This is a genomic window from Synechococcus sp. R65.1 (assembly GCF_047461755.1).
Classification (GTDB): Bacteria; Cyanobacteriota; Cyanobacteriia; order Thermostichales; family Thermostichaceae; genus Thermostichus.
The window spans coordinates 1-25,488 of record NZ_JANSHU010000006.1; the positions used below are offsets into that span (position 1 = coordinate 1).

25 protein-coding genes, 3 tRNA genes and 2 pseudogenes are annotated in these 25,488 nt (G+C 60.1%); 18 read left to right on the plus strand and 12 right to left on the minus strand.

Annotated features, from left to right (window positions below; all coding sequences use genetic code 11):
* Window positions 1-129: 129 nt before the first annotated feature.
* Window positions 130-597: a peroxiredoxin family protein gene (locus NW814_RS04115; protein ID WP_414393776.1), complete on the plus strand. Its 468-nt coding sequence runs from the start codon at window positions 130-132 to the stop codon at window positions 595-597.
* A gap of 68 nt (window positions 598-665) precedes the next feature.
* Here the strand turns inward: NW814_RS04115 and NW814_RS04120 are convergent.
* Window positions 666-731, minus strand: a pseudogene (locus NW814_RS04120) (hypothetical protein); the annotation flags it as partial.
* Between the two features lie 240 nt (window positions 732-971).
* Here NW814_RS04120 and NW814_RS04125 point away from each other — a divergent pair.
* Window positions 972-2,162: a PQQ-dependent sugar dehydrogenase gene (locus NW814_RS04125; protein WP_414405309.1), complete on the plus strand. Its 1,191-nt coding sequence runs from the start codon at window positions 972-974 to the stop codon at window positions 2,160-2,162.
* Between the two features lie 68 nt (window positions 2,163-2,230).
* On the opposite strand, the gene NW814_RS04130 is transcribed toward NW814_RS04125, so the two are convergent.
* The 3 genes and pseudogenes from NW814_RS04130 to NW814_RS04140 form a co-directional block, all read right to left on the minus strand.
* Window positions 2,231-2,680 carry a hypothetical protein gene (locus NW814_RS04130; RefSeq protein WP_414405310.1) on the minus strand — a complete coding sequence of 150 codons (450 nt, stop codon included), beginning with the start codon at window positions 2,678-2,680 and terminating at the stop codon, window positions 2,231-2,233.
* A gap of 196 nt (window positions 2,681-2,876) precedes the next feature.
* Window positions 2,877-2,948: transfer RNA gene (locus NW814_RS04135), tRNA-Val, on the minus strand.
* 497 nt (window positions 2,949-3,445) lie between these two features.
* A pseudogene (locus NW814_RS04140) lies at window positions 3,446-3,727 on the minus strand (DUF6679 family protein); the annotation flags it as partial.
* 196 nt (window positions 3,728-3,923) lie between these two features.
* On the opposite strand from NW814_RS04140, the gene NW814_RS04145 reads away from it, so the two are divergent.
* On the plus strand, window positions 3,924-4,784 hold the full coding sequence (locus NW814_RS04145) for a prephenate/arogenate dehydrogenase (RefSeq protein ID WP_414405311.1): 861 nt from the start codon (window positions 3,924-3,926) through the stop codon (window positions 4,782-4,784).
* A 31-nt stretch (window positions 4,785-4,815) separates the two neighbouring features.
* Here NW814_RS04145 and NW814_RS04150 read toward each other — a convergent pair whose 3' ends face one another.
* Together NW814_RS04150 and rsmH are read right to left on the minus strand one after the other, a co-directional pair.
* Window positions 4,816-5,196, minus strand: a complete 381-nt coding sequence (locus NW814_RS04150) for a hypothetical protein (RefSeq protein WP_414405312.1) — start codon at window positions 5,194-5,196, stop codon at window positions 4,816-4,818.
* 181 nt (window positions 5,197-5,377) lie between these two features.
* Window positions 5,378-6,307 carry a 16S rRNA (cytosine(1402)-N(4))-methyltransferase RsmH gene (gene rsmH / locus NW814_RS04155; protein WP_414405313.1) on the minus strand — a complete coding sequence of 310 codons (930 nt, stop codon included), beginning with the start codon at window positions 6,305-6,307 and terminating at the stop codon, window positions 5,378-5,380.
* 344 nt (window positions 6,308-6,651) lie between these two features.
* Between rsmH and aroA the strand changes: the two genes are divergently transcribed.
* A complete protein-coding gene (aroA, locus tag NW814_RS04160) occupies window positions 6,652-7,986 on the plus strand; it encodes a 3-phosphoshikimate 1-carboxyvinyltransferase (protein WP_414405374.1) in 1,335 nt (444 codons plus the stop codon).
* A gap of 14 nt (window positions 7,987-8,000) precedes the next feature.
* Window positions 8,001-8,333: a TIGR03792 family protein gene (locus NW814_RS04165; RefSeq protein ID WP_414405314.1), complete on the plus strand. Its 333-nt coding sequence runs from the start codon at window positions 8,001-8,003 to the stop codon at window positions 8,331-8,333.
* Here NW814_RS04165 and NW814_RS04170 read toward each other — a convergent pair.
* Window positions 8,330-9,097 carry a DUF502 domain-containing protein gene (locus NW814_RS04170; RefSeq protein ID WP_414405315.1) on the minus strand — a complete coding sequence of 256 codons (768 nt, stop codon included), beginning with the start codon at window positions 9,095-9,097 and terminating at the stop codon, window positions 8,330-8,332. The two genes, NW814_RS04165 and NW814_RS04170, sit on opposite strands and share 4 nt — an antisense overlap.
* Before the next feature lie 278 nt (window positions 9,098-9,375).
* Between NW814_RS04170 and NW814_RS04175 the strand changes: the two genes are divergently transcribed.
* The 3 genes from NW814_RS04175 (at window position 9,376) to NW814_RS04185 (ending at window position 12,611) form a co-directional block, all read left to right on the plus strand.
* On the plus strand, window positions 9,376-9,843 hold the full coding sequence (locus NW814_RS04175; protein WP_414405316.1) for an SRPBCC family protein: 468 nt from the start codon (window positions 9,376-9,378) through the stop codon (window positions 9,841-9,843).
* Between the two features lie 71 nt (window positions 9,844-9,914).
* Entirely contained in the window at window positions 9,915-10,418 is a 504-nt protein-coding gene (locus NW814_RS04180; RefSeq protein WP_414405317.1) for a GNAT family N-acetyltransferase, read from the plus strand.
* 87 nt (window positions 10,419-10,505) lie between these two features.
* Window positions 10,506-12,611: a thioredoxin domain-containing protein gene (locus NW814_RS04185; RefSeq protein WP_414405318.1), complete on the plus strand. Its 2,106-nt coding sequence runs from the start codon at window positions 10,506-10,508 to the stop codon at window positions 12,609-12,611.
* A gap of 1 nt (window position 12,612) precedes the next feature.
* Here NW814_RS04185 and NW814_RS04190 read toward each other — a convergent pair whose 3' ends face one another.
* Window positions 12,613-13,041 (minus strand): Fur family transcriptional regulator, encoded by a 429-nt coding sequence (locus NW814_RS04190; RefSeq protein WP_414405319.1) that lies wholly within the window; start codon window positions 13,039-13,041, stop codon window positions 12,613-12,615.
* A 192-nt stretch (window positions 13,042-13,233) separates the two neighbouring features.
* Between NW814_RS04190 and NW814_RS04195 the strand changes: the two genes are divergently transcribed.
* From NW814_RS04195 to NW814_RS04230, 8 genes are all read left to right on the plus strand, one after another.
* Window positions 13,234-14,415, plus strand: a complete 1,182-nt coding sequence (locus NW814_RS04195; protein WP_414405320.1) for a metallophosphoesterase family protein — start codon at window positions 13,234-13,236, stop codon at window positions 14,413-14,415.
* A gap of 99 nt (window positions 14,416-14,514) precedes the next feature.
* Entirely contained in the window at window positions 14,515-14,988 is a 474-nt protein-coding gene (locus NW814_RS04200) for a hypothetical protein (RefSeq protein ID WP_414393749.1), read from the plus strand.
* A 2-nt stretch (window positions 14,989-14,990) separates the two neighbouring features.
* The gene (gene aat / locus NW814_RS04205) at window positions 14,991-15,572 is read left to right on the plus strand and encodes a leucyl/phenylalanyl-tRNA--protein transferase (protein WP_414405321.1); all 582 of its coding nucleotides are present in this window, start codon (window positions 14,991-14,993) and stop codon (window positions 15,570-15,572) included.
* Window positions 15,573-15,651: 79 nt separating this feature from the next.
* Window positions 15,652-15,828: a DUF3285 domain-containing protein gene (locus NW814_RS04210; protein WP_414393745.1), complete on the plus strand. Its 177-nt coding sequence runs from the start codon at window positions 15,652-15,654 to the stop codon at window positions 15,826-15,828.
* Window positions 15,829-15,884: 56 nt separating this feature from the next.
* A complete protein-coding gene (locus NW814_RS04215; RefSeq protein WP_414393744.1) occupies window positions 15,885-17,018 on the plus strand; it encodes a histidine kinase in 1,134 nt (377 codons plus the stop codon).
* Between the two features lie 244 nt (window positions 17,019-17,262).
* Window positions 17,263-18,588, plus strand: coding sequence for a rod shape-determining protein RodA (rodA, locus tag NW814_RS04220; protein WP_414405322.1), 1,326 nt, complete (start codon window positions 17,263-17,265; stop codon window positions 18,586-18,588).
* An 87-nt stretch (window positions 18,589-18,675) separates the two neighbouring features.
* On the plus strand, window positions 18,676-19,869 hold the full coding sequence (locus NW814_RS04225; RefSeq protein ID WP_414405323.1) for a cysteine desulfurase family protein: 1,194 nt from the start codon (window positions 18,676-18,678) through the stop codon (window positions 19,867-19,869).
* A 33-nt stretch (window positions 19,870-19,902) separates the two neighbouring features.
* Window positions 19,903-20,487, plus strand: coding sequence for a CPP1-like family protein (locus NW814_RS04230; protein ID WP_414405324.1), 585 nt, complete (start codon window positions 19,903-19,905; stop codon window positions 20,485-20,487).
* Between the two features lie 53 nt (window positions 20,488-20,540).
* Here the strand turns inward: NW814_RS04230 and NW814_RS04235 are convergent, their stop codons facing one another.
* The 3 genes from NW814_RS04235 to lysA all read right to left on the minus strand — a co-directional run bounded on the left by NW814_RS04235 (window position 20,541) and on the right by lysA (window position 23,769).
* On the minus strand, window positions 20,541-21,287 hold the full coding sequence (locus tag NW814_RS04235; protein WP_414393735.1) for an isoprenyl transferase: 747 nt from the start codon (window positions 21,285-21,287) through the stop codon (window positions 20,541-20,543).
* A gap of 5 nt (window positions 21,288-21,292) precedes the next feature.
* Window positions 21,293-22,216, minus strand: a complete 924-nt coding sequence (cdaA, locus tag NW814_RS04240) for a diadenylate cyclase CdaA (RefSeq protein WP_414393732.1) — start codon at window positions 22,214-22,216, stop codon at window positions 21,293-21,295.
* A 182-nt stretch (window positions 22,217-22,398) separates the two neighbouring features.
* The gene (gene lysA, locus NW814_RS04245; RefSeq protein WP_414393729.1) at window positions 22,399-23,769 is read right to left on the minus strand and encodes a diaminopimelate decarboxylase; all 1,371 of its coding nucleotides are present in this window, start codon (window positions 23,767-23,769) and stop codon (window positions 22,399-22,401) included.
* Window positions 23,770-23,913: 144 nt separating this feature from the next.
* Between lysA and NW814_RS04250 the strand changes: the two genes are divergently transcribed.
* Window positions 23,914-23,999 (plus strand) — tRNA-Tyr (locus tag NW814_RS04250).
* A 4-nt stretch (window positions 24,000-24,003) separates the two neighbouring features.
* Window positions 24,004-24,075 (plus strand) — tRNA-Thr (locus NW814_RS04255).
* Here the strand turns inward: NW814_RS04255 and miaB are convergent.
* Window positions 24,075-25,436 (minus strand): tRNA (N6-isopentenyl adenosine(37)-C2)-methylthiotransferase MiaB, encoded by a 1,362-nt coding sequence (miaB, locus tag NW814_RS04260; RefSeq protein WP_414393726.1) that lies wholly within the window; start codon window positions 25,434-25,436, stop codon window positions 24,075-24,077. The genes NW814_RS04255 and miaB overlap by 1 nt on opposite strands.
* Window positions 25,437-25,488 lie beyond the last annotated feature (52 nt).

The following is a 25,488-nucleotide window of genomic DNA, read 5'->3' on the forward strand; positions in this document are numbered from 1 at the left end:
GGCCTGGTGGCCTTGTCAGCGCTTCACTACCCTATCCCACACTCACCCCCACCGTCAAGACCCATAAGGGGTTTTTGGGAACAGGCCACCGCTAGACTGAGAAAGTGAGTTCGGAGGGGGTTCGGACAAATGGGGATTGAGATTGGGATGCCAGCTCCCGACTTTAGCCTGCCTGCGGTTGGGAAAGGGGTTCCCAAGGGGGCCCAGATTTCGCTGGGGGCCTATCGGGGCAAGAGCAAGGTGCTGCTGGCTTTTTACCCCGCAGACTTTTCGCCGGTGTGTACGAGCGAGATGCGCTGTTTTCGGGAGGACTGGGGAGCTTTTCGGGCGGCAGGGTGTGAGATCTTGGGGATCAGCAGCGACCCCATCTCTCGACACGAAGCCTTTGCCGAGCAGCTCAAGCTGGAGTTCCCTCTGCTGAGTGACGTGGACAGGAGGGTAAGCCAGCAGTACGGGGTGGATAGCTTGCTGGGGATACGACGGGCCTATTTTGTAGTGGACAGCCAAGGGATCCTACGCTACCAGCATGTGGAGTGGCTGCCCATCTTCAAGCGTGACAACCGCGAGCTGCTGGAGGTAGTGAGGGCAATTGACTAGGGGCAGGATCCTCACTGGGCTGGACAGATAGATCTGGTGTGCCTGGCCGCTCTTGGACCGAGGGGCTCTTATCCAGCCTGGTTGTCGCCCGTCCAGACGGCAGCCCAGCGCAAGATCCTGGCAAAGCCGGAGCGAGTAAGGACAAAGGAGCACGGGTTGGAGTCGAGCTGTCGTAGACCCTTGCGGGAGGGCGCGGGCCATTAGGAGGCCGTAGAGGTTATGCATGCACTCCTCGGAGGAGCTTTGGGAAGTCTCGAGAGGGATTCACAGGTTTAATGGTTTGGGGACAGATCGCCGCCCTCAGGGCTAACCTAAAGCCGAGAGAGAACAACGCCTGCCCTTAGCTCTATTGCGAAAACGAGGCGGCAATCGCCATGAGGATCTCGGTGATAAAGCTTCTCTCCTCACTGCTGCTTTTGGGAGGGCTGTCCGCCCCTGTTGCCGTAGGGGCCTATCCGGTCAGCCCCAAAACGGTCATGTCTCTGCAACGGGGGGATCACGCTCAAGCGCTGCCCAGAGCCAAAACGAAGCAACGCTTTCGGGTGGTAACCTTGGCAACCGGCCTGGAGCATCCGTGGGGGATGGCTTTTCTGCCAGATGGAACCATTTTGGTTACCGAACGTCCGGGCCGCCTGCGGCGGGTTACCGACCGAGGGTTGGATCCCCAGCCCATAGCCGGGGTGCCGGAGGTGTTTGCCCGCGGCCAAGGGGGACTGCTGGATATCGCTTTGCACCCCAACTACGCGGAGAACGGCTGGATCTACTTGTCCTACGCGGCTCCCGGGCCGGGTGGAGGGGGGACACGAGTGGCGCGGGCCCGCCTAGGGAAAAAGGGACTCCAGGACCTGGAAGTGATTTTTGACATGGAGCGCAAGACGCCTGCCCAGCAGCACTTCGGCTCCCGCTTGGTCTTTGACGAAGAAGGGTTTCTCTACATCAGTACTGGGGATCGCGGAGAACGGAATCGGGCTCAGGATCTGGGGGATGCAGCAGGCAAGGTGTTGCGCCTTACCGACACGGGCGGGATCCCGAAAGACAACCCCTTTGTTGGGCAAGCAGGGGCTCTGCCAGCAATTTTCACCTATGGCCACCGCAACATTCAGGGAATGGCCCGCCACCCGGAAACAGGGGCTATTTGGATACACGAACATGGGCCCAAAGGGGGAGATGAGATCAACATCCTCGCTCCCGGCGTGAACTACGGCTGGCCTTTAATCACCCATGGCCGCGAGTACAGCGGCGAACCAGTTGGCAAGGGACTAGCAGCAGCTCCTGGATTGGCTTCGCCGCTGCTTCACTGGACCCCCTCCATTGCTCCCTCTGGCATGACCTTTTACACGGGAGACGTCTTTCCCGAATGGCGGGGCAACCTCTTTGTGGGAGCACTGGCTGGCCAGCATTTGGCACGGCTGGTTTTGGAAGGGAATCGGGTGGTGGCTGAGGAGCGTCTCCTAGAGGGAGCTGTCGGCCGTATCCGGGATGTGCGTCAGGGGCCGGATGGCTTGCTCTACTTGTTGACTGACGCCCCCAACGGATCCCTGTTGCGCTTGGAGCCAAGCTCTTGATTGAGGTCAAATAGCCCTGGTCCTGTAGGATTAGCCCCAACAGGGTTTCCCAACTCCCACTGCTGCCACTACAAGAACTTAACATCTTGCTCGATGGGGAGTGGCTCTCCTGTTTGGGCATCTGTGTTGTGGCAGGCAAAGCACTCCTCCGGAGTTAGCTTAATAACCTGACCTGAAGCCGGAAGAAAAAACATTCTCAGCTCTTTGGTTGGGATCAAGATAGTTTCGCCGTTTGGAGCCCCGCGCTTGTGCTTTTCGTCAGTGAAGGTTCTGACAACGCAAGATATTGGATAGTATTCGCTTTTCCGGAGCTTAGCTTCCAGAAGCGCTCTCCAGTGGGGGCTGTTCCCAAAAATCCATTGGCCCCTAGAAAATTTGAGGTCGAATACCTGACTCCAAATTCTGCTGTAGAAGGTGATGATAGATGTCTTGACTTCGTAAGCTCTCGTTATCTCCTCTAAGTGGGATAAAAACTCGCTGGCAGTCAATGGCTGAGGAGGATTGGCAAAGGGTTTCATGAATCGATATCTTCTAGCTTCTGGTTACAGCAGTGGGATTCCCGTAGCTGCATAGTCCACCCAGCTCGAAGCACTTGCGCAAAGGGGGGTGTGTCAGAAGTTGCCCGTCAGACAACCAGTGGCCCCTCCTCAAGGGAGCCTGTAGATAGAAGCAACACCTTGCAGGGAAAGCTTGCCCGCCAAAGGGCGAAACTCATGGGCGGTACAAGATTCGAACTTGTGGCCCCTTCCGTGTGAAGGAAGTGCGCTACCGCTGCGCTAACCGCCCTTTCTAGGGTTTACTAAAGCTAGCCTCTATTGTACCACTGCTGCTACAACACTGGACAAGAAAGGTGCTCCGCACCGCTGTTGCAAACGAGGACTAAAGCCCTTGGCTGGGCGAAGAAGCAGTTGCTCTACAGGCCGAGATCGACCCGCGCGATGGGCAAGTGACCTCCCCTTGTCAGCTAGAGCTCTACGCAGAGGAGTTCTACGGCCTCCTTGCCATTTGCCCCTGTCCAGGACGATGGTGGGATGCCTTCCTGTCGATCTCCGGAAAACTTCAACCTAGTCGTGGTTACCCTCCCGCTGGCCTTCTGGGTCGTTCCGGAACCGATCTACCCGTTTGAGCTCCTCTCCGTTCGGGCGCAGCGGCCTCAGGGACTCCATTCCGCTCTCGCGAAGGGGAGAGGCCTCCCGCTCCAGGTCTTCCCCAAGGCGCTCGCTGCCGGCACGCTCTCCGTTAAGGGGCTCTGCGGCGCGAAGGGAGGGTGGTAAACGGAGGAGTTCAGCAGGAGGGCAATCCTCGGCTGTGGGCAGGTCGGAAGTGCTAAGCACTCCTTTTGGGATGGAAGAGAGGCGCTGGGCGACAGCCCCGATGCTCTCCAGACGAATCATCTCCTCCCAGGAGCAAATCTCCTCTTCATCTTCTGTTTCGTAGCGAACCAGGATAGTGTCCCCCTCGATATCGAGGATCTTGGCTCGTTCCAGCCAGCGTCCCTGATCGCGCAGGTAGATCCACACTTCCTTGCCTTCGCGGCTGAGTTGATAGATCCTACGATGAAGCACGGTTCCCTCCTGCGATAAAAGATCCGGGCGAACTGTTGTGGGGGTTACCCAGTTCACCCTTCCATCTTAGCGGCTGGATCCCTCCCCTGTATGCCCTTCATGGGGCAGAATTAACTTTCTAATCCGGAAGAAATCCCAAAAGGCAGTCTCCCTCTGCCGCCGGCTTTGGCAAAGCCTTGATCTTCAAGGAGACAGTATGCGCATCGCTATTGTCGGGTTGGGGTTGATCGGCGGATCCCTGGCTCTTAAGCTTACCGAAGCAGGGTACTCCGTCTGGGGGATCAGCCGCAATCCGGCTACCTGTCAAGAGGCCCTAGAACGTGGAGCGGTTCAGGGCTGCGGAACCGAGTTGGCCCAGTTGACGCTTTTCAACCCTCAGGTGGTGGTGATCTGTACTCCCCTGGAGCAGGTGTTGGCCACCCTGGCAGCCCTGGTGCCCTATCTGTCGCCCCAGACAGTGGTAAGCGATGTCGGCTCCGTCAAGCAGCCAATTGTTGGGCCGGCAACAGCGCTATGGCCCCTATTCGTGGGGGGGCACCCCATGGCCGGCAAGACGTTACAAGGGATCCAGGGAGCGGAAGCTAACTTGTTTCTGGGGCGACCCTATGTGCTCACTCCCATTCCCCAGACGCAACCCCAAGCCCTTGCGGTGATGCAGGAGCTAGTGGCAGCAGTGGGTGCCGAAGTTGTCCTTGCCGATCCTGTCCGTCACGATCAGGCAGTAGCTTGGGTTAGCCATCTGCCGGTCATGGTGGGAGCTGGCTTAATTGCCGCCGTCAGCCAGGAGGGAAACCCCGATATTCTGGCACTGGCCCGCACTTTGGCCAGCAGTGGCTTTCGAGATACAAGTCGGGTTGGCGGTGGGATCCCACAGTTAGGGCTAGAGATGGCCCGCTACAACCGGCAAGCGCTGCTAGCTGCTCTGCGTGGCTACCAAGCTGAGTTGAAGGCACTAGAGCAGCTAATCGAGGGCGAACAGTGGGAAGAGCTGCTCCAGAAGCTGCAGCGAGTCCGCCAGGAATGGCAGCAGTTTCCAGTAAATCAAGGGGCGCCTTAGGTGACTAGCTGTGGCTGTTGCAACTGGCTGCTCAATACCCAACTGGATAAAAGGGGCTAGCTTTGGCTTGCTGGGGGGTGTTTTGACCCTGCCCCGAAACTCGGCGGGGGGGAGCGATGGGAACCTCGATCACCCGCTCCGGCACCAGAGAAACCATGTCGGAGCGCTCGGCAATCTCTCGCAGAGAATTGACGATGGATTCTTGAGTGAGGAGAAACTGCTGCTCATGGCGTTGCAGCCGCTGCCAAACCTGGTAGTGCTGGCTCCATTGGCTTTGGGTACGCACTGTCCAACTATAAACACCTAGCACCGCTAACCCCGAGACGATGGCAATGCCGGTGGAAACCTGGTGCCACCAGATGAGATGCTCTCTCCAGGTGGGATCCCAACGGCGGGGATGGGCGGACTTCAAAGGTTGAGGGGAGCTGCCTTTGTAAGCTGCAGGAGACAAAGCTGTTTTGGAGTGGGAAGAGGGAGCCAAAGTTGCAGTTCTGGGCTGGATAGGGAGAAAGCTGCGACCACGGCTTGTGTTTTGGCTAACCATAGAGTCTACACCTCACCCACCAAGCACTTGCTGCCAACTGGATCCCACTCTATCCGAGGCGGGCAGCTACTCGCAGTTTGGCAGAGCGGGCCCGGGGATTGCGTTGCTGCTCCTGCTTGGAAGGGCGCAGAGGTTTAGGGGTGAGCACCTGCCAGCGGGGATCGGTACGGAAGGCCCATTTCACTAGGCGATCTTCCAGACTGTGGAAGCTGATTACAGCCAACCTACCGCCGGGCTTTAGCCAAGCAGGAGCCTGGGCCAGCAGGGTTTCTAGGGCTTCCAGTTCTCGGTTCACGGCAATGCGCAGGGCCTGAAAGACCCGCGTAGCTGGGTGGATGCGGCCCCGCCTTGCTGCCGGCGGTACTGCCTGCCAGACTACCTGAGCCAGTTGGGTAGTGGTAAAAAGGGGGCGGGAGCGTTCGATGTGATGGGCGATGCGGCGGGCAAAGCGCTCCTCGCCATAGCGAACGAAAATGTCGATCAAGTCCTCGGCAGGGCGCCGGTTGACCCAATCGGCAGCGGTTTCCTGAGCGGCAGTGGGATCCATGCGCATGTCCAGCGGCCCCTCGGCGCGAAAGCTAAACCCGCGCTCAGGGCAGTCCAGCTGGGGCGAGCTCACCCCCAGGTCGGCCACGATGCCATCGAAGAGGATAGGCCGCCCTTGCTCGTCGCGCCAGCCGTGCCGCTGCGGATCGAAATTGGCGAAGTTGAGGTGCCAAAGCTGGATGCGCTCCTGGGGGATCCCTGCTGCTGCCAAGCGCGCCCGAGCTGCCTGCAAAGCCAGCGGATCCCGATCCAGCCCCACCACCCGTTCTGCTCCCCCCTGCAGTAGGGCCAAGGTGTGTCCGCCTCCTCCCAAGGTTACGTCCAAAAACGTGCCGCCCTGCTGGGGCTGCAGGTAGGCCATCACCTCCTCGGTCAAAACGGACTCGTGGTGATACGGAGAGCTCTCCCCGAGCCGAGTTTCCGGCAAGTCCATGAGGTCAGTGGCTGCAGAGGGGCAACCTCGATGATTCTATCCAGGCTTTTTCCCGGGCCACCAGGCCATCGGGAATCTGCAGGCAATCCTTGCTACCGCGCAGCTGAGCAGCCCAGACAAGGGCAGTCGACCATTTAGCCGAGCCTTACAATTTGGAGGCTTCCCGCTACAGCCTGTTAGATTCCCAGAAAAAAGGCCGAGGCCCGGCCTCAACCGAGGAATCCATGTTGTTAAGCTCATCCTGAAAGAGGAGGGCTGCTGTCAAAAGACAGGCTGTCTTTGCGGCAAGAGCGGTGTGGGTTCAACGTATCATTGAGACTGCCCCTAGTCTCCTTACGGCTGCCGTGCTAACCACTGCTGCTTCTCCCAACGTCCTGACGCTCTCCCCTGCCCAGGGCCTACGCGGCCAGATTAAGGTTCCAGGGGACAAGTCCATCTCCCACCGTGCTCTGATGCTGGGATCCCTGGCGGAAGGGGAAACGGTCATCCAGGGTCTGTCATTAGGGGAAGATCCCCACAGCACAGCGGCTTGCTTTCGGGCTTTGGGAGTCGAGATCCCTGAGCTCAACAGCGAGTGTGTGCGCATCCGGGGAGTGGGTTTGGATCGCCTACAGGAGCCGGCAGATGTCTTGGATGCCGGCAATTCCGGCACCACCTTGCGCCTGATGTTGGGGATCCTGGCTGGCCAGCGGGGGCGCTTTTTTGCCGTCACTGGGGATCGCTCCCTGCGCTCGCGGCCTATGGGGCGGGTGGTGGAGCCGCTGCGGCAGATGGGGGCTCAGATCTGGGGGCGGGCGGGGGGCAACCTGGCACCTCTGGCTGTGCAGGGGGGATCCTTAAAGGGGATCCACTACCACTCGCCTGTGGCCTCGGCCCAGGTAAAGTCCTGCCTGCTGCTGGCGGGCCTGTTGGCAGAAGGCACCACTCAGGTTACGGAGCCGGCCCTTTCCCGCGACCACTCGGAGCGGATGTTGCGGGCCTTCGGAGCCGAGATCCAGGTCGATGTGGCGACAAAAACCGTGGCGGTGGTGGGGGGATCCCGCCTGGTGGGCCAGACGGTGCAGGTGCCCGGGGACATCAGCTCGGCAGCCTTCTGGTTGGTGGCGGGCTCGATTGTGCCCGAGAGCGAATTGCTGCTAGAGGGTGTGGGCCTCAACCCCACCCGCACCGGGCTGCTGCAGGTGCTGCAGGAGATGGGGGCCGACATTCAAGTGGAGAGCCAGCGGGAAGTGACCGGCGAGCCTCTGGGGGATCTGCGCGTGCGCTCGGCCCGTTTGCGAGGCTGTAGCATCGGCGGCGAGCTGATTCCCACCCTAATCGACGAGATCCCGGTTTTGGCGGTGGCAGCAGCCTTTGCCGAAGGAACTACGGTCATTCGCGATGCAGCGGAATTGCGGGTAAAAGAAAGTGACCGCTTGGCGGCCATCGCTCAGGAACTCAGCCGCATGGGTGCCCAGGTAACCGAATATCCCGACGGCCTGGAAATCAAAGGAGGGATCCCCTTGCAGGGAGCAGAGGTGGACAGCCACGCCGACCACCGCATCGCCATGAGCTTGATGGTAGCTGCCCTGGCCGCCCAGGGATCCACCACCCTCAGCGGTGCCGACTGCGCCCGCATCTCCTACCCCGACTTCATTCCCACCCTGCAGCGGCTGACCAACCCTTCATTAGCGTCTTAAGACAACTTTTGCCGATGTCCGACCAGCCTATTGCCATCGAACACCTCTGCTTTCGAGTCCCCCCCGGCGGCCAGGTGGCTTTCCTTCGGGAAGACGAGCGGATCTGGGGAGCGGCCCTGCGCCAACAGCCGGGTTTTCTGGGCAAGGAAGTCTGGCTTGACGCCGAGGATCCCGAACTTGTTCACCTCATCATTCGCTGGGCTAGCCGCGCCGCCTGGAAAGCTTTCCCCCCAGAGCAGGCGGAAGCCTTGGATCGGCAGATGCAGCCCTTCTACATGCGCCTGGAGCAAGCCAAAGAATACCAGCTCTGGCAGCCCAACCTCCTAGGAGAGGAACCGGCCAGCTAAGAAGCCTCAAAGCCCACCTCGGCAGCCGTTGAGTCCGTCCTAGCAGAGGCTGCCGCCCGCTCTTGTTCCACCAGCTCCCGCAAGCTGGGCATGGTTACCGCCAGAGCTCCCTCGCGCCGCTGCAGCCCAGCCTCAAAGGTTTCCGGGGTCACGATCCCACCGGAGATGAGCATCTTAAAAGCATCCTCCACCGGCATGAACACCTCCACCACTTGATCTTCTGGCACGATCGCGTACCAGCCAGTGGTTGGGTTGGGAGTGGTGGGGATAAACACGCTAAGGGAACGCTGGGGCCCGCCCATTCGGATGGGAGTTTGAATGCTGCCCGTTACAAAAGCCAAAGCCCAGATCCCTGGCCGGGGGTATTCTACCAGCACCACCCGCCGAAACCCCTGGTTGTTGGGAGCAAATAAGACACTGAGCAATTGCTTTAGGGTCTTGTACACCAGCCCCGCCACTGGGATGGCATGGAGCAGCTGCTCGCTTAGGTTGAGCAGCCACTGGCCGACAATGTTGCGGGCCATGAAGCCAATCAGCAAAATAAGCAAGATTGGCGTCAGCAAGCCCACCGCCAGGTTGATGAGGTTAACCAGGATGGGGTGCAGCCCTTGGATGGGGTTAAACGGCTTAGGAATGCTGGTCAGAAAACCGATGCTCCAGGTGGCCACTTCCACCATCAGCCAAATGGTGGTTGCTAGAGGAATCACCACCAGCAATCCCGCCACGAAGTAGTTTTTAAGATGCTGTTTCCACTGAGAAACCATGGTGAGGTCGTCCCGTCAAGTCAAACAGCTGAGTGCAGCGGGCCAATGCAGGTGAAGCTTGCAGGTGGCAATCATGATACCCCCCTTCTGCCTCACCTCATAATAGGCATCGACCGCACTTTGCTGGCCAAAGGCGCAAAGCCCCCGATCTTGCCTTGGGCTGATAATGCTATCTTAGGCCGATATAAAATTTTGTAAAGGCAGGGATCCCCCAGCGGCTTGGTGGCCAGGGCTGAGGGTGGCTTCCCCTTTCTGCTACATCTTGTGTGGGAGGCGCCATGGCGGAGTCAGATTGGTTAGAGCACACCTGTCAGGTGGAGGTGCCGGTTCCCATTGAACAGGTTTGGGAGCTGTGGTCCAACCTGGCCCTCATGCCGCGTTGGATGCCGTGGATTCGCTCGGTGGAATTGCTGGATCACGACCTATCGCGGTGGACGCTTGCTACGCGCGGCTTCACCTTCAGTTGGATCTCCCGCACCCACACGGTGGTGAAACACCAACGCATCGCCTGGCAATCGGTGGAAGGGCTGCCCAATCGGGGGGCGCTGCGGTTTTATGATCGCAAGGGTAGTACCATTGTGAAGCTGTCAGTGGCCTACAAGATTCCAGGCATTCTGGGCAAAATTCTAGATGGCCTGTTCGTGGGTAAGGTAGTGGAAAGCACCATCCAAGCGGACTTGGAGCGCTTCAAAGCCTATGCCTTGGAGCAGGCGAGGTTAAGCTCTGACAGCGCCTCGGCCAGCTAGCTCCGCCTGGTTGGGCAAGCTGTCTTCTTGGCTTCTTGCTTGACCACTCTCGCTGCGGCAAAGATTTGAACATGCCCGATCCCCCTCCTCAGCCTCTTGTTGCCTCTTCTTCTCAGCCTGTTGACAACCGCAACATTCGCTTTTCTCTAGAGCGGGGCGAGCTGGACTTGGATCAGCTTCTGCTGCTATTGAACCGCAATGCCTTTTGGGCGCAAAACCGCCGTCGGGAAGAGATGGAGCGGGCCATTGCCCACAGCCATCCGGTGGTCAGCGCCTGGGACGGGGAGCGCCTGATTGGCTTTGGCCGCGCCACCTCCGATGGAGTTTACCGGGCCGTCCTCTGGGATATCGTGGTGGACTCCGACTACCGCCGCCAAGGCATTGGGCGCAAGCTGGTGGAAACCCTAATTAGCCATCCCCACCTACAGTCAGTGGAGCGCATCTACGTGTTCACCACCCATCAGCGCGGCTTTTACGAGCGGATTGGTTTTGTGGAAAACCCCAGCACCACTTTGGTTCTCTATGGGCGATCGCTGGAGTTTTTAATCCCAGCCGCCAAACAGGAGCAGGTCTAACCCCCGAGGCAAGGGGGGACAGGGGTCTGGCTTGGCCTCGAGGGGAGGACGCGCTAGCCTGAGCAAAAAAGGTGAGAGGGTTTACCTATGGCCAATCGCCTCGCCACGTGTTCTAGCCTCTACCTGCGCAAGCACGCCAATAATCCAGTGGATTGGTGGCCTTGGATCCCGGAGGCCCTGGAGAAAGCCCGGGCTGAGGATAAGCCAATTTTTCTGTCCATTGGCTACTCCAGTTGCCACTGGTGCACGGTCATGGAGGGAGAGGCCTTCTCGGACCCCGAGATTGCCGCTTTCTTGAATGCCCACTTTTTGCCCATCAAGGTCGATCGCGAGGAGCGGCCCGATCTGGACAGCATCTACATGCAGGCGCTGCAACTCATGAGCGGGCAGGGAGGGTGGCCTCTCAATGTCTTTCTCACACCCAATGACCTGGTGCCGTTTTATGCAGGCACCTATTTTCCCGTGAAGCCCCGCTTTGGCCGGCCAGGGTTTCTAACGGTGCTGCAGCGCGTCCTGCAGTTTTACCGGCAGGAAAAAGAAAAAATTGCGGAGATGAAGGGCCAGATTTTGACGGCCCTGACCACCCTCAGCGACCTAGTGCCAGAAGACCATATTCCACCCGACTTACTGCGCTCCGGGATCGCCAAGATCCAGCCCTTGCTCACCAACGCTGGGGCGGTGCAGCAGTTCCCCATGATGCCCTATGCCCAGTTGGTGCTGCGCTCGGCCCGCTTCGACCCGCCGGAAGGGATCACTGGCTTGCCGACAGCTCTGGAACGGGCCAAGGAGCGGGCCATGGCCCTAGTGTTGGGTGGGATCTTCGACCATGTGGCCGGTGGCTTTCACCGCTACACCGTGGATCCCACCTGGACGGTGCCCCACTTTGAAAAGATGCTCTACGACAACGGGCAGATCTTGGAGTTCTTGGCAGAGCTGTGGGCCCACGGCATCCGGGACGCTGCCATCGAGCGGGCGGTGCGCCTGACGGTGGAGTGGGTGGCGCGGGAGATGACAGCTCCTGCTGGGTATTTCTATGCGGCCCAGGATGCCGATAGTTTTGCCCGGCGAGAAGATGCGGAGCCCGAGGAGGGGGAGTTCTATGTCTGGCGCTGGCAGGAGCTGCAAGATTTGCTCGATGAAGAAACCTTCCGCGCTCTGCAGCAGGCTTTCTTCCTGTTGCCAGGGGGCAATTTCCCCGACCGGCCCGGCTGCATTGTCCTCCAGCGCCAACAGGGGGGAGAGCTGCCGCCGGAAGTCGAGACCGCCTTGACCACTCATCTGTTTCGGGCTCGCTACGGCTCCACCGAGCGCAGGATCCCCTTCCCGCCGGCAGTAGATGCCCAATCGGCCCGCCAACACCCTTGGCCAGGGCGGATCCCGCCTGTTACGGACACCAAGATGATCGTCTCCTGGAACGGCCTGATGATCTCGGGGCTGGCACGGGCCTACCAGGTGTTTGGCGACGAGGAGTACCTGCAGTTGGCCTTGCGGGCTGCCCAGTTCATCCTTAGCCGCCAGCGCCATCCCGACACGGGATCCCTGCTGCGGTTGAACTACGACGGCACACCCCAGGTGCCTGCCAAATCCGAAGACTACGCCCTCTTCATCAAGGCCCTGTTGGATCTGCACCAGGCCTGCCTAGGTCGAGCAGGGGATCCCAGTTCCCAGCACTGGCTGGAGGCTGCCATCCGGTTGCAGCAGGAGATGGACGCGCAACTGTGGGATACGGCCAGAGGAGGCTACTTTGTCAGTGATGCCCAGAGCGCCGCTGAACTCCTGGTGCGGGAGAAAGACTTCCAGGACAGCGCCATGCCGTCAGCCAATGGTGTGGCCATCGCCAACCTGGTGCGTCTGGCTGCCCTCACGGGCGATCTGGACTATCTGGAGCGAGCAGAGCAGGCCCTGAAAACTTTTGCCCACCCTATGAGTACCCAGCCGCGGGTCTGTCCCACTCTATTCCTTGGGCTAGACTGGTACAGCAACTGGGTGAAGGTGACCTTAGGAGCTGAGCACATCCCCACCTTCCAACAGCGCCCCTGGCCCACTGCCGTCTTTACTTTGCCTGCAGAGGCAGAGCCCCTGCCGCCAGGGACGGTGGGCTTGGTGTGTTGGGGCAGCAAGTGCCTGGCCCCGGCCAGCTCGCTGGAACAAATCCAGTCTCAGATCAACAGGGGACAAAACCGCTCCTACTGACTTAGCTTCTTCCTGGATTTTCCACACCAAAGAACTCGATGCGATAGCTGTGGATGCGGGTGCCGGTCTTTTGCTCCACCTCAGCCAGCAACTCCGGCGGCAACTCTACCTCTACGTCGAGAATGCGGTTGCTATCTAGACAATTGACATGGCTGTGGGGGTGGGTACACCTGCCGTAGCGGCGCCCATCAGCGCGATCCAGGCACTCAATGATGTTGTGCCTAGCCAGAGCCTCTAGGTTTTGATAGACGGAAGTGTGGCCAATGGGCTTGCCTTGCCGATTAAGACGGTCGTAGATTTCTCGCGCCGAGAGGTGCTCGCCACATTGCCACAAGAGTTCCAAAATGTAGCGGCGCTGCCGGCTAAGACGAAGATTGCACTCCCGGCATCGCTCTAGCGCAGCTTCCAAAGAATCCACAGGGCGAGGCATGGGAAAACCTCAAGCCATACCGAGTTCGAGATAGCGAATTGCCAATCCAACTTAGCCTAGCATCCGCGATTTGGCTTCTAGAAGCCACCCCAAAGCCTTCAAAAAACTGGCCGTCGACCTCTCCAGGCCGTGGCGCCAACAGCAGCCTGTCCATTTTCTACAATACCGCTGGGGTGTGGAGGAGGAGTTAGGATGAGGCGGCGCAAGCTGCTCCTAGGCTTGTTGGGGTTAGCCGTTAGCAGCGCATGGGCAGGGGCCTACTGGGCCAGTCGGCAGCCCCTGGCTTCTCAGCCAAAGCCGACAAGGAAAGCGCCACCTCTGCTGCCGCAGCCCACCCCTACGGCTGTCCTCCGTCCCGAAGCTCCTCGCGGCTTCTACATCCCTCCCCGCCGAGATCTGCGCCTCGTGGTGATTAGTGACCTAAATGGCCTCTACGGCTCGGTGGACTATGACCCAGAGGTGGATCGGGCCATCCGCCTCATCCCCTACTTCCAGCCGGATATCGTCTTGGGAGGAGGGGACATGGTGGCAGGGCAGGATCCCCGCCTTTCTGAAGAGCGCATCCGCGCCATGTGGGCAGCCTTTGACCAACATGTGGCAGCTCCGCTGCGCGCTGCCCAGCTGCCCTATGGCTTTACCTTGGGCAACCACGATGCTTCCTGTGCCCGCAACGCCCGCGGTGGTTTTCTCTTTCAAAAGGAACGGGATCTGGCCCGCGAGTTTTGGAACGATCCCGCCCATGATCCCGGCCTGAATTTTGTGGATCGGGGCGATTTCCCCTTCTATTACACCTTTGAAAAAGATGGGGTTTTCTACCTAGTTTGGGACGCTAGCTGCAACTTCATTCCCTCTGAACAGATGGCTTGGGCAGAAGCAGCGCTAGCCAGCGAGCGGGCTCAACAGGCCAAGCTGCGCATCGTCATTGGTCACCTGCCCCTCTATGCCGTTGCCGTCGGGCGCGACCATCCAGGAGAAGTGCTGCTGGATGCTGAAGCCAAGCGAGCTCTGCTGGAAAGGTACCGCGTCCATGTTTACATCAGCGGCCACCACCACGCCTACTATCCTGGCTACAAGGGACAGTTGCAGCTGCTTCACTGTGGCGCTCTCGGCTCTGGGCCCCGCCCCCTGTTGGGCAGCCCCCTGCCACCCCGCAAGACCCTTACCCTCATCGACATTGACTTCGCCTCCCCAGAGATTACCCACTACACAACCTACGACATGCGGGATCTAAGTGTGATTGACCAGGCCCAGCTCCCTCGCTTCCTCACCAGTCACAATGGCTTGGTTCTGCGCCGCGATGTCCGCTGGGATAGCCTTACCCCCGCGGAAATTGCCATCTGCCGGGCTCGTCTTGGATCCCTCTGCCGGGATTAGGCCAGCCAAACAGCACCCGGCTGCTCTAGATTACTGGCTGGCAGGAGAGGCTCATCCTGGAAACTCACTAGGGGATCTATTGAAACTCAAGGCAAGAGCATGGCTTCCTTAAAACGACGGCGGCAATTTTGGCTTGTCAGCTGGATTGCGCTGCTGGCCGGCTTGATGGGATCCCTGCTAGCTGGGGTACAAGCGCAGCAGGATCTCACCCCGACCCAGCTGGCGCAGGCTCAGTACGTGCGCAGTTGCGGCACCTGCCACGTGGCGCTGCCCGCTCAGGTGTTGCCCACCGAAACCTGGCAACGGCTGCTGCAGGATCCCAACCACTACGGCCAGCAGATTCAGCCCTTGACCGGTGTGACTTTCCAACTGGCTTGGGGCTATTTACGGCCCAACTCTCGTCCGCTGCGGCAGGGGGAGCCAGTGCCCTATCGTCTAGCCGAGTCTCGCTACTTCCGGGCTTTGCACCTGCAGGTGGACTTTCCTACCCCAGTGCGAGTAAGTGGCTGTGTGGATTGTCACCCCAAGGCCGAGGCGGGGGATTTCGCCACCCTCTCGCCAAACTGGCAATGAGTATGCAGGTAGACATAACCGCCATTGTGGCCGGCTATGCCCAGGGCTACTTTCTCATGGCCGATGAAGAGAGGGGATCCCTGGGGTGGTATGGCTGTAGGCAGCATGCGCTAATCCCTCTGGACGAGCGGTTTCACTGTCCGCGCTCCCTGAGGCCCCTAGTGCGCGGCGGTCGCTTTCAGGTGCGCATCAACAGCGCTTTTGAGCAGGTGGTGGAGGGCTGCGCTGCTCGACCAAAAACCTGGATTAGCTCGGAGTTAAAGCAGATTTACCTAGCTCTGCACCAAGCGGGGTTTGCTCACAGCTTTGAGACCTGGCAGGGAGAAGTTCTCGCAGGCGGGATCCTGGGCATTACCTTGGGGGCGGCTTTCATTGGCGAGTCGATGTTTTACCGCATTCCCAATGGCTCCAAAGTGGCGCTGGTGAAGTTGGTGGAACACCTGCGGGAGCGGGGCTTTCGCCTTTTTGACGCCCAGCTAATGAACCCGCACCTGGCCCGCTTTGGGGCTTTTCTCGTGGATGGCCAAGAGTACCGAAAGCTGTTGTTGCAGCAGTGCCTAGGGATCCCTTGCCGGTTTGACTGATGAGCTGGTGGCCGCAGGTGTATTAACGGGGGCAGCTTGAGCTAGGTTAGAGGTATCGGCCCGCGTTTCCGACATCCCAATGTCCCAGCCTTCGCCGGTTAGCTCCTCGCAGAGCGAGAAGGGATCCTCGCCCAGCTATGTTCGCCTGGCCATGCGCAACATGGTGCGCAAAGGCAGAACCTCTCTCCTGCACTTCAGCTTGACCACGGTGGGGCTAGTGGCTGTGCTGGTGGGTCTGGCCTACCTGTTTCGCTAAGCTCAACGGCGTGGAGGGTGAGCTCAAGGTACCCGCCGCCCTTTGGACTTTGGCCTATGCAAACCTCGCTAGATTGCGCTTCTACCCGTTCCACCATTCGGCTGCTGTTGTTTGCCCAAGGCCGAGCCAACGTCGAAGAACTGGCAGAGCAACTCCGTCGGCACATCCAGAGCTTACCTGGCCAATATCCTGCCCATCTAAAAGTGGTGCCGCTAGAAGAGCACCCCTACCTGGCGGAGCACTACAAGCTGGTGGTGACCCCCGCTTTAGTGAAGGCAGAGCCCTTGCCAGCCCAGGTTTTGGCGGGGGAGGACTTGGCGACGCAACTGGAAGTGTGGTGGCCTCGCTGGCAGGGTCAGGCGGCTCTTGCCTCCCACCAACAAAAGGAGGGTCAGGATCCCACCCCTCCTCCCATCACCGAGGCGCTGCTCCAGCTGTCAGAGGAGGTGTTCTTGCTGCGGCAAGAGCGAGCCCAATTGCGGGAACAGCTGGATTTTAAAGACCGCGTTCTGGCGATGCTGGTTCACGATTTGCGCAGCCCTCTGACGGCTACAGCTCTAGCGGTGGAAACCCTGCAGCAAGCGCGCGAGGGATCCCTGGACAAGGCTCTGGAGCGGCAACTGTTCGAGCACGCCCGCCAGCAGTTGCGCAAGATGGACAGCATGATCACCGACATTCTTGAATCGGCCCGCGGCAGCGCTTCGGAGCTGAGGATCCGGGCGGTAGAAACCCAACTGGCTAGCCTATGCCAGCCGCTTATTGAGGAGCTGCAGCCCCGTATCCAGGCCAAGCAGTTGCAGTTTCAAGTCGATATTCCCCTGGATCTGCCCACGGTTCACGTGGATCCCGACAAAATCCGCCAGGTGATCTTTAACCTCCTGGACAACGCCATCAAGTACACCCCTGCTGGGGGATCTATTCGCCTTGCCATCCTTCACCGCACCAGTCAAAAGATCCAAGTGACTGTCAGCGATACTGGCCCTGGGATCCCTGAAGCTGAGCAAGAGAAGATCTTCTCCGAGGCTGTGCGCCTAGAGCGCGATCAGCAGCAGGAGGGCTACGGCATTGGCCTTTCCCTCTGCCGTCGCATCGTGCGTGCCCACTACGGCCAGATTTGGGTGGAATCTATCCCAGGTAAGGGCAGCAGTTTTCATTTCACCCTGCCGGTCTATCGCCTCAGTGGGCACTAGCTGGCCCCCGCTAAAAATTGGTCAAAACCAGGGCGGCCGCACGAGGAGTACCGTGTGATGGTGTGAATAAAGCCGTTATCGGCTTCAGTACCCGCCTGGATACTGAAACCTACGGGCAACTGGGGGCGAGGTTGTGGCCTAGCGTCCTGGGTCAGGGATGGCGGTCGATACCGATTACTTGCTGCTGCCTGGTGGGGACAACGGCAGAGCTGGGATAAACTAGTGCCGGCGTTGCTCCCTAGGTATGACCCGCTCCCTGCACAGCGCTGAGCCGAAAGTGCCCCCCCGGGCAAGCTGGAAACAGCGCCTACAGCAAATCTTGTCGCCTTGGCAGGAGTTTGACGGCATTTTGCTAGCTACGGTGCTGACCTTGACGGGCATCGGCATCATTGCCATCCGCAGCGCGGTCTGGGGGCGCCCCGTCAGCCATTACTGGCTGCAGCAGTTGATCATGGCTGGCATCGGCCTGGTGCTCTTGGGGATGGTGGCCCGGATCCCCTATGAGCGGCTGTTGCGCTGGCACTGGTTGACCTACTTCCTAAGCTTGGCGGGCTTGATTGCGGTGCTTTTTTTCGGCACAGCAGCAGGGGGAGCCGAGCGGTGGTTCTCCATTGCCGGCGTTCAGGTGCAACCGTCCGAGTTTGCCAAGGTGGGGGTCATTATTACCCTGGCGGCCATTTTGCATCACTGGCCAATCAGGTACTTCAGCCAGATTTGGGTAGCTGTTGCCGTCGTCGCCCCTCCTTGGATTTTGATCTTTCTTCAGCCCAATTTGGGTACGGCCCTGGTGTTTGTGGCTATCTTGCTAGCCATGCTCTACTGGGCTGGAGCCAAGGGCAGTTGGATCCTCTTGCTGGTGTCGCCAGGGGTGGGAGCCATTCTCTACGGCCTGCACACCCGCCCCGAGCTGAGTTGGATGATCTGGGTTTGGTTACTCTGGTGTCTGGGCATGGCAAGCCTAGCCGCTTGGAAGCTGCCTTGGCGGTGGACAGGGGCAGTGACCTTTGGTGTCATTAACCTGCTCTCGGGGCAGCTAGGCCAGGTGGCCTGGAACCTGCTCAAGCCCTACCAGCGGCGGCGGCTGGAGATCTTCCTCGACCCCACCCAAGAGCCCTGGGGATCTGGCTACCACCTCATCCAGTCTCGCATTGCCATTGGCGCTGGCGGGCTCTGGGGCCGCGGCCTCCACCAGGGCACCCAAACCCAACTGGACTTCATCCCCGAGCAACACACCGACTTCATTTTCTCCGCCATCGGGGAAGAGATGGGCTTTGTCGGCACCTTAACGGTGTTGATCCTGCTTTGGATTCTGTGTGCACGGCTAATTTGGATTGCCCAAGGAGCTAAGGACAACTTCGGGTCTCTGATCGCCATTGGGGTGCTAGCGATGATCCTCTTTCAAGCAGTGGTCAACATCGGCATGACTGTTGGCCTAGCTCCCATCACAGGTTTGCCCTTGCCTTTTTTAAGCTATGGCCGCTCGGCTTTGCTAGCCAACTTTCTGGCCATTGGCCTGGTGGAATCGGTGGTTCTGCACCGCCAACCCCCTAGCCTTTTCAGGAAAAAGTAACCTAGCCGTCGCGAAGGAGGACAAAGCCCCAGTAAGCTGCTGCCAACACTAAGATGGGGACAGCAAATCCTAGAAGCTGAGCTGCCCATGCCCAATCTGGATCCCGCCCTGTACTTCGATCACAGCGCCACTACCCCGCCGCGTCCGGAGGTGATCGAGGCCATGCGGCTGGCAATGCAAGAAAGTTGGGGCAACCCCTCCAGCTTGCACGGGTGGGGAGAACGGGCTGCCATGGCCATGGAACGGGCGCGGCAGCAGGTGGCTGGGCTGCTCAACTGTGAGCCGGAGGCCCTGGTGTTTACTTCCGGCGGGACGGAGTCTAACAACTTGGCCTTATTTGGGGTGGCGCAGCGCTACTCCCAGCCGCAGCACCTAATCATCTCCAGCGTTGAGCATGCCTCGGTGGAGAATGCCGCCCGCCGCTTGCAGGCCCAGGGCTGGCAGGTGACCCGCCTGCCGGTAAATGCTGCCGGCCAGGTGGATCCCCAAGCGTTGCTCCAGGCGCTCCAGCCCAACACCGTTTTGGTCTCCGTTGTCCATGGTCAGAACGAGGTGGGATCCCTGCAGCCCATTGCCGAGCTGGGGCAGATCTGCCGCCAAGCGGGGGTCCTGTTCCACACCGACGCGGTGCAGACGGTGGGGCGGATCCCCTTGGATCTGGCGCAGCTGCCGGTGGATCTGCTCTCCCTTTCTGGGCACAAGCTCTACGGCCCTCAAGGGGTGGGAGCGCTCTATGTCCGGCCAGGAGTAGAGCTGCAGCCGCTGCTAGGGGGGGGCGGGCAAGAACGGCGGCTGCGGCCCGGCACCCAAGGGATCCCTGCCATTGTCGGTCTAGGGGTGGCGGCGGCCTTGGCAGCCCAAGAGCTGCAGCAGGAGACGGCCCGCCTGCGACAGCTGCAACGGCACTTGGCACAATTACTAGCTGCCGTGCCCAGTTTGCGGCTAACTGGCCCTGCGGAGCTGGAGCAACGACTGCCCCACCACCTCAGTTACTGCACTACCGCGATTTCGGGGAACGTGCTGGTGCGGGAAATGAGCCGCCAGGGGATCGCTATCAGTGCTGGCTCTGCCTGCAGCAGCGGCCAACAGATCCCTAGCCGCATTCTCCTAGCCATGGGCTATTCCGAAGCCGAGGCCCTAGGATCTATCCGCCTTAGCCTTGGCAGAGCCACCACTCAAGCAGCAGTTGAGCAAGTGGCCCAATCGCTGCGGGCGGTGCTCCTTTCTGTTTCCGAGCCAGCTCCCCAACCCCTTCCTGAATTGGCGGCTAGGTTAAGGTGATAGAGAGTCACAAGACTGGTCGCCATGGCTGAGATGAGTCCCTATCAAGTGCTGGGGGTCAGTGAAGAAGCCTCTTTTGAGGAGATCCAGTCGGCGCGAGCACGGCTCCTGGCCAGCTTGGCTGCCGATGAAGAGCAGCAAGAGCGGGTGGAACAAGCCTACGACGCCATTCTGATGCAGCGCCTGCGCCTGCGCAAAGAGGGCAAGATCCCTGTCCCGGATCGCATTCGCTACGCTGAACAGCGTCCTGCTCCTCCCGAGCCAGCGTTGAATTTACCCCGCCCCGTCCAGAAGAGTCGCTGGCTGGACACTCCTTCGGTAGCCGCTGTCCTTTGGCCGGCAGCGATTTTGGGAGGGTTGTTGGGTTGGGTTGTCCTCTCCCCTGAAGAGTATCCCTCCCTACAACTAGCGCTGGGGCTGATGACCTCTACCTATTTCCTGTACCGCAAGGAACGCCGCTTCCTTCGCTCTTTCCTCCTAGCGCTGGCAGCCTTGATCCTGGGGCTGGCGTTGGCCTATGCCCTTGCTTTGCCCCTTACTGGCGGCGATGCTCCTGGCATCCTGTTGGTGGGGATGACGTTTGGGTTGATGTGGCTGGTAACCAGCTTTTTGCGCTAGTGCCGCCTAAAGGAGCTCTCATCCCTCACCTTTTTCCAGAAGTGGGGGTTTTCTCATTTGCCAAATCGTCGCTGGCGCGACTGGTAGCTGAGCAGAGCCTGGTGAAAAGCAGCGCGGTCAAAATCTGGCCAAAGGATGGGGGTGAAGTACTGCTCAGTGTAGGCCATCTGCCAGAGCAAGAAGTTACTGAGGCGCATCTCGCCACTGGTGCGGATTAACAAGTCAGGGTCCGAGAGGCCGTTGGTGTAGAGAAACTGGGAGAAAAGGGCCTCGTCGATCTGATCCGGCTGCAGCAGTCCCTGCTGAACCAGGGTGGCAATGGAGCGGCAAGCCTCCAGAATCTCTTGCCTTCCTCCGTAGTTGAGAGCCACCGTCAAGCAAAGGCTCTCGTTGTGCTGGGTACACTCCACTGCCTGCCCAATGGCCTCCTGCAAAGAGGGGGGCAGGGCTGATAGCTGGCCAGCAAACTGGAGGCGCACCCCTTGCTCCATCATTTCCTCGAGCTCTTGCCACAGCACCTGCTCGAACAAGGTCATGAGAAAATCCACCTCTTCGCGGGCGCGGCCCCAGTTCTCAGTGGAGAAGGCGTAGACGGTCAGAAGGGGGATCCCCCAGTCGTGGCAGCAGCGAACCAGCTCCTTCAAGGCCGCCACCCCCCGCTGATGGCCGACGCTGCGAGGAAGCCCTCGCTTTTGCGCCCACCGCCCGTTGCCATCCATCACCACGGCCACGTGGCGGGGTAACAACTGCGGATCGAGATCGGCAGGCAACTGCAGAAGATGAGCAGGAGAAAGGGTCATGGAGGTTATCCTTTGGGAAGCGTTTTCTTAGGTTTGCGAAAGCGTTTTGCCAGTTCAATCAGGGATCTCCCCCAGCCCAACAGTCCGTTACAAACCCAAGGGTGGATCCCCAGTTTCCCCAGAGGAGCCTCTCGTTTTTTGGCTTGGCGGGAATGGCGCAGCCGCTCCAGCAGCAGCTCCTGTAACCTGGCACTGGTCAGGGGGCGCTCGATGCGTCCACCCTCTGCTAGAGAAATGGAGCCAGTTTCCTCTGAAACCACGATACACAAGCAATTGGCTTGCTCGGTAATCCCCATGGCGGCGCGGTGTCGTGTGCCCAGGTGCCTCCCAGCAGGCCGCTCCGAGACTGGCAGGATTACCCCTGCTGCCCGAATGCGATCCCGATGGATAAGAACTGCCCCGTCGTGGAGCAAGGTCGAGGTCTGAAAAATCGTCTGCAAGAGTTCCCGCGATACTCGTGCCTGAAGGGAGACCCCCTTGTCCGTAAACACCCGCGAGTCAATGGGCTGATCCGGCTCAATCACAATCAGAGCCCCCGTTCGACTTTGGGAGAGCTCCCGCACCGCTTGCACCACCTCCTCCACCAAGCCCTCCTCAGAATCTTCCTCCTCCTCGTCTGGCGAATCTGACCACTCCAGGGGAATGGTCTTTGCCAACTGCTCCAAGAGCTGCCGAAGCTCCGGCTGAAAGAGCACCCCCATGGCCACGGCCGCAGCCAGGAGCAGGCGATCCAAGATGAGGTGCACCAGCGGCAGCGAGGCTGAGGCCAGGTAAAGTACCAACAGTACCGTAAATCCCCGCAGTAGGACACCAGCCCGGCTCTTGCGGGTGGAATAGAGGGCCAAAGCCAGTAGCAGGACAGCCAGAGCCCCGTCCAAGAGGCTGAGAGGGTTAAATTGCTGTAGCCAAGCCCATAAGGCCGCCCGCATGCCGAAAAACCCCGTTCACGCTCCCCTCGTGCTCCAGACCTTCTGCCTGCGCTGTCCTGCAGTGAGAATCTTGCTGGACTTTGGTTCCCTGACCAGCCTACCATTGCTCTCCTCCCTGGCCTCCAGCTCTTCCCTGTTGAGACCAGCGGGCTAGATCCCCCTTGGCAAGTTGGGGCAGCCCCCTAGCGCCGTAACTGCTCTGGTAGGATATCCAGACGGATTAAATCGGCATAAGTTTCCCGCCGCAGGATTAACTGGGCCTTCCCTTGGTTAACCAGCACCGCTGCTGGCCGAGGAAAGCGGTTGTAGTTGGAGGCCATGCTGTAGTTGTAGGCCCCAGTGGCCAACACAACTAGGACTTCGCCGGGCGCTGGGTTGGGCAAAAGCACATCTTTCAAGAGCACATCTCCCGACTCGCAGTGTTTGCCGGCCACTGTCACCCGCTGGGTGGCCTCGGCCTCGGGGCGGTTGGCCAAGAGGGCGGTGTAGCGGGCCCCGTAGGTGATAGGCCGGGGGTTGTCGGACATGCCGCCGTCGATGGTGACATAGAGGCGGCCTTCGGGAAGGTCGTCGCTGGGCGGGATCCACTTCTTGCCCCCCAAGGTATAGGCGGTTACCGCCGCTGGCCCAACCACAGAGCGCCCAGGCTCGCAGAGCACCTTGGGCAGTGGGATCCCGGCGGCGGTGAAACTCTGCTGCACTGCCGTGGCCACCGCTTCCACCCACTCGGAGATGGATGGGGGATCGTCGGACTCGACGTAGCGGATCCCCAGGCCGCCGCCCACATTGAGCTCCTGAAGGGGCAGACCTCTGTCTAGCCCTTGCTGCCAAATGCGGGCCAGCACTCCTGCCAGATCCCGGTGTCCTTGCAGGTCAAAAATCTGAGACCCAATGTGGGCGTGGAGCCCGACGCAGTGCAGTTGGGGATGGGCTGCCAGAAAATCAAACACCTCCGGCAGTTGCCATTGGCCAATGCCGAATTTGCTGTCGGTTTGGCCGGTGCGGATGTACTCGTGGGTGTGGACGTCAATACCAGGGTTAACCCGCACCAACAGACGGGCCGGCCGGTCAGGGGTGGCCAGAGCGGCCAGCTGCTGCAGCTCGTGGAGGCTATCTGCCACCAGAGTGCAGCCTACCTCAAGGGCCATGGCCAGCTCCTCTGCCGACTTGGCGTTGCCGTGCAGGTAGAGATCTTCCCCCTTGGCCCCTGCTTGCAGGGCGGTGTACAGCTCGCCGCCAGAGGCCACGTCCAGACCTAGCCCTTCTTGCAGCGCCAAGGCGCAGATGGCCAGGCAGCTCCAGGCTTTGGTGGCATACAACACCCGATAGCTGCCGGCGTAGCAGCGGGCCCAGCTGTCGCGATAGAGACGGCAGGCCTGCCGCAGGGTCCATTCGTCCAGGATGTAGAGGGGGGAGCCAAACTGGCGCACGAGCTCCACCACGTCACAGCCGCCAATTTCCAGGTGGCCCTGGCTGTTGACGCGGCTGGTTAACGGCTGCAGCGACTGGTTGGGAGAAACCACAGAAGGGGGCGTGCCGAGGGTTGAAACCATAGTTGCCAGCTAAAAGACTGTCTTCCACCCTACCAAGTTTTCTCTCCAGTTTGGCCTCGGGGAGATCCCCTCTACCCCCCTGGGCAGAGATTGCTCCTGGGCATTAGTCTCTTTTTTCTGCTACCATGGAGGACCAGCGTCTATGGGTCGATGCCCGAGTGGTTAAAGGGGGCGGACTGTAAATCCGCTGGCTTACGCCTACGTTGGTTCGAATCCAACTCGGCCCACCATGCCGCCCACGTAGCTCAGTGGCAGAGCACCCCCTTGGTAAGGGGGAGGTCACGAGTTCAATCCTCGTCGTGGGCTTAGGCGCAAGCCCCAAGTTCTGCGGCTTGGGGTTTCTCTTCCCCAGGCTTGGCAATCTCGCCGCTGAGGGAAAAGGCCCGCGTGGCGGTGATGCGCACTGGCACCAGGGATCCCAGCAGTTGTTCAGGATCGCCGTCGAAGAAAACGATGCGGTTGCCGCGGGTACGTCCCATAGCTTGGCGAGGATTTTTGGGGTTGGGGCCCTCCACCAGCACCTCCTGCACCTGGCCCAGCAGGCGAGCGCTGCGGGCGGCAGCCACCTCGGCTACCAGGCGGTTGAGTCGTTGCAGGCGATCGCTTTTTTCCTCTTCCGGCACTTGGTCGGGCCACTCGGCTGCTGGCGTGCCAGGGCGGGGGGAGTAGGCAGCGGTATTGAGGAAATCGAAGCCGATATCCTTCACCAGTTGCAGGGTTTCCTGGAACTGGGCCTCTGTTTCGCCGGGGAAGCCAACGATGGCATCGGCGCTAATGGTGGCTTCAGGTATGTACTGGCGGATGAGCTGGATGAGCTGGCGGTAGCGCTCCTGGGTATAGCCGCGCCGCATCCGCCTGAGGACTTCGTCGCTGCCCGCCTGGAAGGGAATGTGGAAGTGCTCGCACACCTTAGGCAGCTCAGCACAGGTGGCAATGAGCTCTTCAGTAAAGTAGCGCGGGTGGCTGGTGGCAAAGCGGATCCGCTCGATCCCTTCCACTGAGTGGACAAAGCGCAGCAAGCTGGCCAAGTTGGTCTTGGGATCCAGATCCCGCCCGTAGGCGTCGATGTTTTGCCCCAGTAGGGTTACCTCGCGGTAGCCAGCTCGGGCTACGTCCTCCATCTCGGCGCGGATGGCCTGGGGTTGGCGCGATTGCTCCCGTCCCCGCACCAGCGGCACAATGCAGTAGGTGCAGCGCTCGTTGCAGCCGTAGATAACGTTAATCCAGGCTGTTACCCGGCTGTCGCGGCGGGGTTTGGTGATGTCTTCTGGGATCTCGACGGGCTCAGTGGCCACCACTTGGTTGCCGGCCTCCACCTGGGCCAGCAGATCCCCAAGGCGGTTGACGTACTGAGGGCCCATGACTAGATCGAGCTCGGGGACGCGGCGCAGCAGCCGCTCTCCCTCCTGCTGGGCCACGCAGCCGGCCACGATGAGCTTGATAGCGGGGTTTTTCCGCTTGCGCTGCGCCTGGATGCCTAGGTAGGAATACACCTTTTGCTCAGCGTTGTCGCGGATGGTGCAAGTATTAAAGAGAACCAAGTCCGCCTGCAGCGCGTCTTCGGCACGCACATACCCCAGCGACTCCAGGATCCCGGCCATGCGCTCGCTGTCGGCCCGATTCATTTGACAGCCGAAGGTGATGATGGAGTAGGTGGGAGCAGCCATGGGAAGACCAGAAGACAGGGCAAGCAATCTCTACCTTTGAGCTTAGCGGATC